Raw genomic sequence first — 13,168 nt, 5'->3', positions numbered from 1 at the left:
TAACCTCTCACTGATAGGAAGGTAGATGAATAGATGACAATTCCTCTTTATATTGTTGCAGGAACTAGCGGTGCTGGAAAATCGACAGCTTCCAAGGAAGTACGCAAAATAATGGGTTCCGGCTTCAATGTATATGATATGGACGCTATCGTTGTCGATAAAAATTTCCAGACGGCTTGCCAACTCTGGCTCAGGATTGCATATGCAAACGCATTAAGTGGGAATACCACAATTTTATTTGGAGCAGTTCCTTCTGCGTACAATGTAAATATATGTGATCATTTTCATTACTTTCATCCCATCCACTATTTACTCCTACATTGCAATAGCGCCTGCAGAACTGAACGTTTGCAGAAGCGCGGCAGCTGGACGGAACAGGGGATACAGGGCACGAATATTTACGCAAAAAAACTGTATAAAAATTATATTTCCGCAAGCTTACCGATAATAGACACTACGAATACACCACCTGCACAGGTTGGGAATCAAATCAAAGAATGGATATTGTTGAAGCGGAAGCCACACACATAGTCAGAGCGGATAAGTCCAAAAGTACGTTAATGTCCTTTGGCAAACTAACAGGCTGCTTCTTGGGCAGCCTGTTGACATGTTAATTTCCCTGACGGGTGGTTATGATTGGTTGCCGGAGGGATTTTCGGAGAGGGATTCATTGTTCATGGGGCTTCTCCCCTTTTGGCCCAGTTCCCCGCTCCACGTCGCGAGCAGCTTGCGAATTTCCTCCTCGTTGACGGGTTTGCTCAAGATGGCGGACATCCCGCTGGCCAGGCAGCGCTCCCGCTTCTCCGTACCACCGCAGGAGCTCAGTCCGATCATCAGGGGGAGCTTGTCTACCGGCAGCAGCCGACGAACAAGCCGGGCCGTCTTGATGCCGTCCATGACAGGCATTTCGATGTTCAGAAAGATCAGATCGTAAGGCTTCTCCGTGACCGCCTGAATGACTTCCATGCCATTATGCACGATATCCGGCTCATAGCCCAAACGATCGAACAGCTGGGCAAAGGCCTGGCAAGTAACCGGGTGGTCCTCCGCCACCAGGATCAAGAGGCCTTCCTTTCCGTCCGCTTCCTCCGCTGCGGAAAGACCGTCTTCCCCCCGCTCAGCCGCACCGCTCAGGACTCCCGCAGCGACTTCTTCGCCGCCGCCAAACGGCCTTTCTTCCGGCACCTCCCGCTGCATACGGTCGGCAAACAGGGTAAAGGTAAAAGTGGATCCGGCCCCGTCGATGCTTTCCACGGTAATCGTGCCGCCCAGCATCTCCACGATTTTTTTACAGATGGCCAGCCCCAGTCCGGTTCCGCCATATTTCCGGTTCATGAGCGGATGGAGCTGAGAGAAGGATTGGAACAAACGGTGCAGCTTGCCCGCCGGAATGCCGATGCCCGTATCGGAAATACGGAATTCCAGCAGATCGGCCGCTTCATGCCCGGAAGACCGTTTCACTTCCACGCGAATCTCACCCCGCTCCGTAAATTTCACGGCATTTCCGATCAGATTGACCAAAACCTGGCGAAGACGGGAAGGATCGCTGTATATTAGCGAAGGGACATCGGGCCCGATAGTATAACTCAGCTCGATTTCCTTTTTGGCCGCTTCCGGCAAGAACAATTCCACCGCACCGGTCACACAGCTTTCAAGATGGAACGTCTCGTATTCCAGCGCCATTTTGCCGGCTTCGATCTTGCTGAAATCCAGCACATCGTTAAGGATGGTCAATAGCGCCCGGCTGCTGCTGGAAATGACCTCGGCATAGTAACGCTGATCCTCATCCAGTTCGGTCTCCAGCAGCAAGTCCGTCATGCTGATGACCCCGTTCATCGGCGTTCTGATCTCATGGCTCATCATCGCCAGAAATTCCGACTTCGCCTGGGTGGCCTTCTCCGCCGATTCCTTGGCCCTCATAATCTCCCGCTCTCCGGTAATATCGTTGAAGACGACGACGGCACCGATCAGTTGCCCCCGTTCGATCATCGGATTCACCCGATATTCCACGAGAAAGCTGGAACCGTCCCTTCTCCAGAACACATCCTCCTTGATCACCCGCGGCTTCCCATCCTTCAGAGTCCAAATAATCGGGCATTCTTCCCAAGGATAAGAGGCCCCGTCGATTCTCGTGTGGTGAATGAACTGATGGTTCAATTGACCGATAAATTCGGAAACTTCATACCCGAGCATTTCGGCGGCGGCCGCATTGACGAATACGGTTTTTCCGTTCTCGTCCAACCCGTAGATGCCTTCGGAAACCGAGCCCAGAATCAGGGAATGCAGATAGCTGAGTTTTTCGATTTGCTCGACATACCGCGTTCTTTCGGTAATATCGGTCGCAATGCCATAAACGCCAACCACCCGCTCGTCCACGACGATCGGCACGTTGGTCACCGCAATCTCCATCGGGCTTCCGTCCTTTCGGATGACGGTCGTCTCGTAGTTTTGCGGGTTACCCTTTTTGGCCTGTTCGAAGTGAAACAAAGTATGGGACAGGTCTTCGCGGTCAATGATCTGCTGAAAGCTCATGCCCAACAATTCTTCACGGTTATACCCGAGCAAGGCCTCCAAATTGGAATTCAACGAAGTGTATCTGCCGTTCAGATCCAAGGAATACACACTGGAAGGACTGTACTCGAACAGGGAGCGATAGCGCTGCTGACTCTCCTGGAGACGGCGTTCGCTTTGCTTCCGCTCGGTTACATCCCGGGAGATGGCGATGATCTCCCCGATTTCGCCGGAATCCAGATAGCGGTACCTTCCCGTGCTTTCAAACCAGATATAGCGCCCGTCTTTATGGCGGACCCGATAGGTGATCGTATAAACACTCCGGGAATTCATGCTCGTTCTCATATACTCTCTGACCGGCCTCACATCCTCGGGATGCAGATAATCATAGGCGCTCGTGCCGATAATCTCTTCGGGCTCGTATCCGAGCAGCGCATATGAGGAAGGAGAAGCATACAGGTAAGTGTTCTTTTCATCCGCCGAATGTCTGGAAATCAAATCCATCGAATATTCCGAAATCAACCGGTATTGCCCTTCGCTTTCGCGCAGCGCTTCCTCCATCCGGTGTCTCTCGGTCATCCCTTTAGCCTGGTTGATTTTCTCGGCCGTAATGTCCCGGGTGATAGAGAACACGCCGACGACTTCAGCTTCATATAGGATCGGGATATAGGTCGTATAACCGTCCCGGATTTCTCCGTCCTTGCGTTTGAAAGAGATTTCGAAGGTGACGGTTTCCCCGTTTAACGCTTTCATAAAATATTCTTCTTTTTTCTTTATCCCCAGTTCACAAAACAGCTGGTCCAGCGACAAGTTCACAAAATGGGAGGCCGGATATCCGGTCATCTTTTCGGTCGCGGGGTTCACTTCCACATAATTTCCGTTAGCATCGATAATACAAATCGCGTCAGGGAGATTATCGTACAGTAACTTGTAAGTGCTATCCTCGGAAATGAGCTGCTTTAAAAGTCCGCATTTATCCTTTGGCACGGTGGTTTACGGCTCCTTTTCTTCTAGAATAGATTTAAACAAGTTAGTTTTACATCACCCTTCATTCTACCCGATTCCCGAAAAAGATGGGTAGGGTCCATATGCCTAATGCCCTCAGCCCGAGGTACGTTGTCAGCATCCATATTTGTAGATATAAAGCGCCACCTTCCGAGTCCACACACTAACGGGAAAACCTCCCGTTAATGTGCCGCTTCTGGCCCTTGGAGCGGTTTTAGCTGGAAAAGCTCCATCTATTTTGCGGCCCAATGGCCGATATCCGCTAATTTCAGGCGGATTAACGGGAGGTTTTCCAGTTAAATCGCCTCCACAGCCGCACAGGTACCAAATCAACGGGAAGAATTCCCTTTAATCTGTGCCAAACCATTAGCCGGAGGCCGAGAGTATGAAGAGAACCTATCAAACCGCCGTTTCCCCCTAAATATCCCCCAACAAAAAATGTGAGGCGCTAAGGGATTTCACCCTTGCACCTCACATGGACAGCCGAGCTTGGTCATTTCAGGTCCGCTCCCGACGCCGATAACCGTTCCTTGATCGGTATTGCTGCGGAGCTCTCGCCGGATACCGCACTGGCAGCGAAAACATGTGAACCAAATGCGTAAACGGAATGGAGGCGAACAGAAGAAACGCCAGAACGATATGGAGCTGGAACACGAACGGAACGGTATCCATCAACCAATATTGGGGCTGGAACGTGAACAGACTGCGAAACCACGGGCCGATCGTGGTCCGGTACTCGTACGCCACCGAAAGGATACCGCCGACCGGACGAAGAAAGGTGGCCAGCGCGATAAAGCCCGCCGTCCGGAGTCCGGCATCGACCTTGCTCAGCTCGAAATAACTGGCGAGGAACCCGGGGAGATAGATCGTAAAAGCCACAAAGGAGCCAAAGGTAATGAAGTAAAAAATACTGAAAAACCACAGCTTTTCATTGCCGTAAACCTGTTTAAGCAAGTAGACGGGGGCAAGCAGGATCAGGAAGCTGATCGTATTCATCCACCTTGCCCCGAAACGTTGGGTCAGAAATCCAGCCGGAATACGCAACAGGGAACCCAAAATGACCGGAATCGCGGTCGACCAAGCTCTTTGCCCCGCCGTCAGCGGAATATCCTGGCTTATGTAGGAGATTAGGGAGGAGATCAGGACCCAGGCCATAAAGGAAACAACCAGACTTAAGGTTTGCAATGGCAGCTGAACTTTTTTGACCATTCGTACCTCCATTGGGAGAATATTCTTTCCATTACCATACCCGCTCCCGTTTTTTTAAACCGGAAATCGCGAAAAAAAGGAAAACAGACATGGGTTACAGTACCCATTTTTGGCAATCTCCTATTGAATATACTCCCGATGTACGGCCATTCGGACAAAAGCCCGCTCACATATCGCGGCTGCGCGTGAATATACTTTATTTACAACTGATCACCGTTCAAGCATGCGATTTGGGGAGGTGTGCACCATGTCATCGTTTCAACCGGACAAAACCAATTTTGTCGTTTCCAAAGAGGATTGGTCGCTGCACCGCAAAGGCTACCAGGATCAGCAGCGCCACCAGGAGAAGGTCAGGGAGGTCATCAAGCAGAACCTGCCCGATCTGGTTACGGAAGAGAACATTATCATGTCGGACGGAAAACAAATTATCAAGGTTCCCCTCCGCAATCTGGAGGAATACCGCTTTATTCATAATTTTCAGAAACAGAAGCATGTCGGCCAAGGGGACGGAGACAGCGAAGTGGGGGACGTTTTGGCCCAGGATTCTCCCAAGGAGGCCGGGAAGGGAGGAAAAGCCGGCGACCAGCCCGGGACCGATGTTGTGGAAGCCGAGATCAGTCTGGAAGATTTGGAGGACTTGATTTTCGACGAACTGGAGCTTCCTTTTATCGAGGATAAAAATAAAGAAGAGATGGAGTCGGTCTCCTTCCGCTTCAACGATATCCGCAAAAAAGGCTTAATGTCCAATATCGACAAAAAGCGCACCATACTGGAGAACCTCCGCCGCAACGCGATATCGGGGGTTCGGGGGATTCACGGAATTTCCCCGGACGATCTCCGGTTCAAAACCTGGGAGGATGTGCGTCTTCCGAAATCCAACGCCGTCATCATCGCGATGATGGACACCTCGGGCTCGATGGGGGCGTTCGAAAAATACTGCGCCCGCAGCTTTTTCTTCTGGATGACCCGCTTTCTGCGCCGCCAGTACGAAAAAGTGGAAATCGTCTTTCTCGCTCATCATACCGAGGCCAAGGAAGTCAGCGAGCAGGACTTTTTCACCCGCGGAGAAAGCGGAGGTACGATCTGCTCCTCGGTCTATCAAAAAGCGCTGGACATCATCGACGGGCGCTATCCTCCTTCCAGCTACAATATTTACCCTTTTCACTTCTCCGACGGCGACAACCTGACGTCCGACAACGACCGCTGCATCCGGCTGATCGGCGAATTATTGGAACGAAGCAATATGTTCGGGTACGGAGAGGTCAACCAATACAACCGCGGAAGCACATTGATGTCCGCCTACCGGAATTTGAAGCAGGACCGGTTTATGTACTACGTGATCAAGGAAAAAGGGGAAGTCTACCGCGCCTTGAAGCACTTTTTTCATAAGCGGGAAAAGGAGGCACGTTCATGACCAACGAACTCGCCCAGCTGGAGTACGCCATTGCGGAAATCATGGAAATCGCCGACGGGTTCGGGCTGGATTATTATCCGATGCGTTACGAGATCTGTCCGGCCGACATCATTTATACGTTCGGGGCCTATGGCATGCCCACCCGTTTCTCGCATTGGAGCTTCGGGAAAACGTTCAACAAGATGAAGATGCAGTACGATTTCGGGCTCAGCAAAATCTATGAGCTCGTCATCAATTCCAATCCCTGCTACGCCTTTCTGCTTGAAGGCAACTCGCTGACTCAGAACAAGCTCATCGTCGCGCATGTGCTGGCGCACTGTGACTTCTTCAAGAACAACCTGCGCTTTAGCAACACCAACCGCGATATGGTGGAGAGCATGGCGGCGACGGCGGAGCGGATCGGCAGGTACGAACTGCTCTATGGGGCCGAAACCGTCGAGTCCTTTATCGACGCGGTGCTGGGCATCCAGGAGCATGTCGATCCGCAGTTAATCAAGCCGCTGCGGTACGACAAGCGCAGGCAGACGGAGGAGAAGCTGCGCCGCGTGAAGGAGGCGCAGTCGAAGCCGCAGCGCAGCGGGGCCTACGACGATCTATGGGAGCTCGACGGTCCCGGGACAGCCGGGGCTTCGGGGGCGGCGGCGGGAACCGCCGCGAAGCCGGAAGCCCCCCTTCCCTTTCCGCCGGAGCCGGAGAAGGATGTCGTATGGTTTATCCAGGAGTACTCCGAATCCCTGGATGACTGGCAGCGCGACATCATGAGCATGCTGCGGGAGGAAATGCTGTATTTTTGGCCGCAAATGGAGACCAAGATTATGAATGAAGGCTGGGCCTCCTACTGGCATCAGCGGATCCTCCGCGAGCTGGATCTCACCAGCGAGGAGACGATCGAGTTCGCGAAGCTGAACGCCTCCGTCGTGCAGCCTTCCCGGCAGAGCCTGAATCCCTACTATCTCGGCTTGAAAATCTTCGAGGACATCGAGCGGCGCTGGGACCATCCGACGGAAGAGGAAGTCCGCCGCTTTGGGCGGGAGCCGGGCAAAGGCCGGGAGAAAATGTTCGAGGTCCGCGAGCTGGACTCGGATCTCTCTTTTATCCGCAGCTATTTGACCAAAGATCTGGTCCGCGACCTGGACCTCTATATCTTCGAGAAACAGGGGCCGGAATGGAAGATCACCGATAAAACCTGGGAGCATATCCGCGACCAGTTGGTCGCTTCCCGCGTGAATGGCGGCGCCCCGTATATCGTCGTCCAGGACGGCGATTACCTCCGCAGCGGGGAGCTGTTGCTGAAGCACCAATACGAGGGAATCGAGCTCGACCTGAAATACCTGGAGCGCACGCTCCCTTATGTATACCGGCTTTGGGGAAGACCGGTTCATCTGCAAACCGTGGTGGAAGAGAAGCCGGCCTTGTTCAGTTATGACGGGGAGAAGCATTTTCGGAAAATGATGTAGTGGGGATAGGCTTTAGCCTATCCCCTTTCCTGATGCAAAGGAAGTATCCGGCTCGACGTACCCATGCGAATGAACTCCGGCTACAGTATGAATTTTAAATAATTCCAATTCAGGTATTGACTTACATAAAGCGGAAATGTTATTTTTTTGGTGAGGAAACCGGTTTCTTCATTTTTGATTACCATCCGCGGAAATTCATTTGTATTGTGATTTTATTAAAATTGGAAGCGTTTCATATATTATTCCCTTCCAGTCTCCACGTTATGGCGCATCCGATTCAAGTCAGGCCAGATTCGAAGAAACTCAATCTTGCATGTCTGAAAGGAGAAGTCGGACAAATGAACAAGCGATCCAAACTATTGACATCACTCTCGCTATCCCTGAGCATGGCGCTGGGGACCGCATTACCTGCATGGGCTTCATCGGATACAAGCGTTGAGAACAAGCTGAATTACAGCACCGACGTGGTTTACCAAATCGTGACCGACCGGTTTATGGACGGCAATCCCACCAACAATCCGGCGGGAGGAGCCTACAGCGGCGATAAATCCAATTTGAAACTGTATTTTGGAGGGGACTGGCAGGGAATTATCGACAAAATCAATGACGGCTATTTGACTGGAATGGGGATCACCGCTCTATGGATTTCCCAGCCTGTGGAGAACATTACCGCGGTCATCGATTACTCCGGCACAAAAAATACATCCTACCACGGTTATTGGCCGCGCGACTTCAAGCGCACCAATGAGGCTTTCGGCAATTTTACCGATTTTGAAAATCTGATTCGGACGGCGCACGAGAATAACATCAAGGTCATTATTGACTTTGCCCCCAATCACACCAGCCCGGCCTCTTCGACCGACGCCAACTTTGCCGAGAACGGCGCCTTGTATGATAACGGAAAATTGCTTGGCACCTACATGAAGGATACCAACCAGCTTTTTCATCATAATGGCGGCACGGATTTTTCCACGATTGAAGACGGCATTTATCGCAACCTTTATGACCTTGCGGACATTAATCACAACAATAATCTGATCGACACCTATTTCAAAGACGCGATCCAGCTCTGGCTGGACATGGGGGTTGACGGCATCCGCTTCGACGCCGTGAAACATATGCCGTTTGGCTGGCAAAAAAGCTATGTCTCCTCCATTTACAGCAGCAAACACCCCGTGTTCACCTTCGGCGAGTGGTTCCTGGGCGCCGACGAGACCAACACGGACAACATCCGCTTTGCCAATGAAAGCGGCATGCATCTGCTGGATTTCGCTTATTCGCAGCAAGTGCGTGAAGTGTTGCGGGATAAGTCCGAAACGATGAAGGACCTCAACGCGGTCATCGAGGATACAGCGGCGGTTTATCAATTTGACAATAACCTCGTCACCTTTATCGACAACCACGATATGGACCGTTTCCAGGTTTCCGGCGCCAGCAAGCGTCCTACCGAACAAGCATTGACGCTGACGCTGACCTCCCGCGGCGTTCCGGCCATCTACTACGGAACGGAGCAGTATGCGACAGGAAATGGCGATCCGAATAACCGGGGCATGATGCCTTCGTTCGACACTTCCACGACGGCCTACAAGCTCATTCAGACATTGGCGCCGCTGCGCAAATCCAACCCGGCCATCGCCTACGGAATGACTCAGGAACGCTGGGTGAATGAGGATGTCTATATTTATGAGCGAAAGTTCGGGAACAACACCGCTGTCGTTGCCATCAATCGCAGCGAATCCAAATCCTATCCGATCTCGAAATTGCTGACCTCGCTGCCTGCCGGTACTTACTCGGATGAATTGAACGGCCTGCTTGACGGCAATTCGATCACCGTGGACGGCAGCGGTACCGTATCCCCCTTCACGCTGGCGGCCGGCGGAACCGCAGTTTGGCAGCATACCGCGGCGGAAACCGCGCCGATCATCGGCAATGTCGGTCCGACCATGGGCAAGGCGGGAAATACGGTAACGATTGACGGCCGGGGTTTCGGGAACGACAAAGGTGAGGTTAACTTTGGCACCGTGGCGGCCACCGGCTCTGATATTTTGAGCTGGGAGGATACCCAAATCCGAGCGATCATCCCCGCTACCGCAACCCCCGGCGAGACCGACGTGATCGTGAACACCGCTTCCGGTGCGGCAAGTGATCCGTTTCACAATTTCAATATACTGACGGCGGAGCAAGTCACGGTACGCTTCCTGGTCAACAATGCGACAACCAGCCTGGGAGAGAACGTCTACCTCGTTGGAAATGTGGCCGAGCTTGGGGCCTGGGACGAAAAACAGGTAATCGGTCCGATGTATAACCAGGTCATAGCCAAATACCCGACATGGTACTACGATGTCAGCGTACCGGCCGGAGCGAAGCTGGAATTTAAGTTTGTAAAAACAAACGGCAAAACCCTTACTTGGGAAGGCGGCAACAACCATACTTACACCGCTCCTTCCAACGGGACTGGAACCGTGACGGTAAACTGGCAGAATTAACTCGTTGTCGCAACGGATTTGGCGCCTCCCGGCCGAGCTTGGTATAATGGCTTTGTATCTTCATAAATTTGTGCAGCATGAACTTGCTCAGGGAACGGAGGAACATTTGTGAAGCTGAAAGCGATACCAATTCAAAAACGCGGTCTCGAGGTCAGCCAATTAGTGCTGGGATGCATGCGCATGGGCGGCGACTGGGACAAAAACAGCCCGATCACGGATCAGCATTACCGCGAGGGACAGGAGGCGCTCGAAGCCGCCCTGGAAATCGGCATTAACATGTTTGACCATGCCGATATTTACACGGCGGGGAAAGCCGAGAAGGTATTCGGCCGTCTTTTGAAAACCAATCCGGGGCTTCGCGAGAAAATAACGATTCAATCCAAATGCGGCATCCGCTTTGCGGAAGGGACGAGCCCGCATCGGTTCGATTTTTCCGAGCGGCATATTTTGAACAGTGTGGACGGCATTTTGGAGCGGCTCGGCACGGAATATCTCGATATTCTGCTGCTGCATCGGCCCGACGCTCTGATGGAGCCGGAAGAAGTGGCCAGCGCTATCCATCAGTTAAAGGCCTCGGGAAAAGTCCGGCATTTCGGCGTATCGAACATGAGCCAGGGGCAAATCAAACTGCTGCAGGCCTACTGCGAGGAACCTTTCATCGTCAACCAGCTCGAAATGAGCCTGCATAAGTACGGCTTCCTGGAGGTCGGCACGCATGTCAATCAGGAGGAGGCCAAAAACAATGTGTTCCCCGAGGGCACATTGGAGTTCTGCCGCCTGGAGGATATTCAGTTGCAATCCTGGGGGCCGCTGGCCCAGGGATTATACTCGGGACGGCCGCTAGAGGGACAGAGCGAGAGCGTCGTCAAGACGGCGGAGCTTGTCCGCAGGCTCGCCGACGAGAAGGGCACGACCGCGGAAGCCATCGTGCTGGCCTGGCTGATGACCCACCCGGCCGGCATTCAACCGGTCATCGGAACGATCAATCCCGAGCGGATCCGCGCCTGCCGCGACGCGACGGAGCTTCGTCTCAGCCGGGAGGAATGGTATTCCCTTTATATCAGCACGCGCGGCAGAAATTTACCGTAACCCCGCTCCAAAGAAAGAGCAGCCGATTCCATCAACGGATCGGCTGCTTTTCTCTGTTATTGGACTTCACTTCCACGACCCGATACAGATGGCTTTGTCTTACCGGTTCAGCAAACTTCCCACATACCGGAGCAGCTCATTCGCGCAAACCGGGCAGTACCCGTGCTCGTCGATCAGCCGCTTGCTGACTTCATTGATGCGTTTCAGCTGATTTTCATCCGGCGTTTTCGTGGAGGTCGTTATTTTTACGATATCTTTCAGATCGGCGAACAGCTTCTTCTCGATCGCCTCACGCAAACGGTCGTGATGAATATATTCAAACTTCCTTCCCTTGCGGGAATAGGCCGAAATCCGGATCAAAATCTCCTCGCGGAACGCTTTTTTGGCATTTTCGGAAATCCCGATCTGCTCTTCGATCGACCGCATCAGCCGCTCGTCGGGGTCCATCTCCTCGTCCGTCAGAGGGTCGCGGATTTTCGTCCAATTGCAGAAAGCCTCGATATTATCCAAGTAGTTCTCGAACAGCGTTTTGGCCGATTCTTCAAAAGAATACACAAACGCCTTCTGGACTTCCTTCTTGGCCAGTTCATCATACTCCTTGCGGGCGATCCCGATAAAATTGAGATACCGCTCCCGCTCTTCTTTCGTGATGGAAGCGTGTTGGTCCAGGCCGTCCTTGATCGCCCGCAAAATATCGAGCGCGCCCATGCAGTGCAAATCCTGTTTGATCAGCGCGCTGGAGATCCGGTTGATGACATACCGCGGATCGACCCCGGACATCCCTTCCTCCAGATACTCGTTCTGGAGTTCCTTTAAGTCGGCGTCCTTGTACCCCTCCACCTCCTCGCCGTCGTAGAGCCGCATCTTTTTCACCAGATCGACGCCTTGTTTCTTCGTCTCTTTCAGCCGGGTCAGAATAGAAAAAATAGCCGCGGAACGCAGGGCGTGCGGAGCGATGTGGACATGGTTCATGTCGCTCTGGCCGATCAGCTTGGCGTAGATTTTTTCTTCCTGGGACACTTTGAGATTATAGGGGATCGGCATGACGATCATCCGGGATTGGAGCGCTTCATTCTTTTTATTGGCGATAAAGGCTTTGTACTCCGATTCGTTCGTATGGGCAATGATCATTTCATCCGCGCTGATAAGCGCAAACCGGCCCGCTTTAAAATTCCCCTCCTGCGTCAACGACAGCAGGTTCCACAGAAATTTCTCGTCGCATTTCAGCATCTCCTGAAATTCCATGAGCCCGCGGTTGGCTTTGTTGAGCTCACCGTCAAACCGGTACGCGCGGGGGTCCGACTCCGAGCCGTATTCCGTGATTGTGGAAAAATCGATGCTTCCCGTCAAATCGGCAATGTCCTGGGACTTCGGATCGGACGGACTGAAAGTGCCGATGCCGATCCGGCCGTCTTCGGACAGAACCACCCGTTCCACGGCCACCTGTTCGATATCTCCGTCAAATTCCGTTTTTAGCCTCATTTGGCATACGGGACAAAGATTGCCTTCAATGCGTACGCCAAGCTCCTTCTCCACCTCGGGCCGCAGTTCGTGCGGGACCAAGTGAAGCGGATCCTCGTGCATCGGGCAGCCGGATATGGCGTATACCGCCCCTTTGTCCGTACGCGAAAATTTTTCGAGTCCCCGTTTCAGCAGCGTGACCAACGTGGATTTGCCGCCGCTGACCGGTCCCATCAGCAGCAAAATCCGCTTGCGGACATCCAGCCGTCTTGCGGCGGAGTGAAAGTACTCCTCCACCAGCTTCTCAATGGCACGGTCCAGGCCGAATATTTCCTGCTCAAAAAATTTATACCGCTTCCGGCCGTTCACTTCCTCTACGCCGTAAGACTCGATCATTTCATATACCCGGGCATGGGCCGTCATGGCAGGCGCAGGATCTTTGGCGAGCAGCTCGATATACTGTTTGAATGTGCCGTTCCAAGCCAGCGAATCGCTTTCCGCCCGGTATGCCGCTATACGTTCAAAAATATCCATGT

At 52.7% G+C, this 13,168-nt stretch carries 8 protein-coding genes; 5 read left to right on the top strand and 3 right to left on the bottom strand.

What is annotated here, in order from left to right; all coding sequences use genetic code 11:
- The first annotated feature begins 33 nt into the window (after window positions 1-33).
- Entirely contained in the window at window positions 34-531 is a 498-nt protein-coding gene (locus V4U88_RS14090) for an AAA family ATPase (RefSeq protein WP_334073876.1), read from the top strand.
- Between the two features lie 99 nt (window positions 532-630).
- On the opposite strand, the gene V4U88_RS14085 is transcribed toward V4U88_RS14090, so the two are convergent.
- Both V4U88_RS14085 and V4U88_RS14080 read right to left on the bottom strand, forming a co-directional pair.
- Complete coding sequence (locus V4U88_RS14085; RefSeq protein ID WP_334073875.1) at window positions 631-3,498, bottom strand: PAS domain S-box protein; 2,868 nt, start codon at window positions 3,496-3,498, stop codon at window positions 631-633.
- A 516-nt stretch (window positions 3,499-4,014) separates the two neighbouring features.
- Window positions 4,015-4,725: a respiratory nitrate reductase subunit gamma gene (locus tag V4U88_RS14080; protein WP_334073874.1), complete on the bottom strand. Its 711-nt coding sequence runs from the start codon at window positions 4,723-4,725 to the stop codon at window positions 4,015-4,017.
- Between the two features lie 247 nt (window positions 4,726-4,972).
- Here V4U88_RS14080 and yhbH point away from each other — a divergent pair, with 247 nt between their 5' ends.
- The 4 genes from yhbH (at window position 4,973) to V4U88_RS14060 (ending at window position 11,171) form a co-directional block, all read left to right on the top strand.
- A complete protein-coding gene (yhbH, locus tag V4U88_RS14075; RefSeq protein WP_334073873.1) occupies window positions 4,973-6,139 on the top strand; it encodes a sporulation protein YhbH in 1,167 nt (388 codons plus the stop codon).
- Entirely contained in the window at window positions 6,136-7,596 is a 1,461-nt protein-coding gene (locus tag V4U88_RS14070) for a SpoVR family protein (RefSeq protein WP_334073872.1), read from the top strand. The genes yhbH and V4U88_RS14070 overlap by 4 nt, the downstream gene beginning before the upstream one ends.
- Window positions 7,597-7,934: 338 nt before the next feature.
- Window positions 7,935-10,082, top strand: coding sequence for an alpha-amylase family glycosyl hydrolase (locus tag V4U88_RS14065; RefSeq protein ID WP_334073871.1), 2,148 nt, complete (start codon window positions 7,935-7,937; stop codon window positions 10,080-10,082).
- Between the two features lie 114 nt (window positions 10,083-10,196).
- On the top strand, window positions 10,197-11,171 hold the full coding sequence (locus V4U88_RS14060; RefSeq protein ID WP_334073981.1) for an aldo/keto reductase: 975 nt from the start codon (window positions 10,197-10,199) through the stop codon (window positions 11,169-11,171).
- A gap of 99 nt (window positions 11,172-11,270) precedes the next feature.
- Here the strand turns inward: V4U88_RS14060 and V4U88_RS14055 are convergent, their stop codons facing one another.
- A complete protein-coding gene (locus tag V4U88_RS14055; RefSeq protein ID WP_334073870.1) occupies window positions 11,271-13,166 on the bottom strand; it encodes a PrkA family serine protein kinase in 1,896 nt (631 codons plus the stop codon).
- Between the last annotated feature and the right edge of the window lie 2 nt (window positions 13,167-13,168).

Source organism: Paenibacillus sp. A14 (genome assembly GCF_036864815.1).
GTDB lineage: Bacteria > Bacillota > Bacilli > Paenibacillales > Paenibacillaceae > Fontibacillus > Fontibacillus sanfengchensis.
Note: the sequence above shows the minus strand (reverse complement) of the source record. Positions and strands in the feature narration are given on the sequence as shown.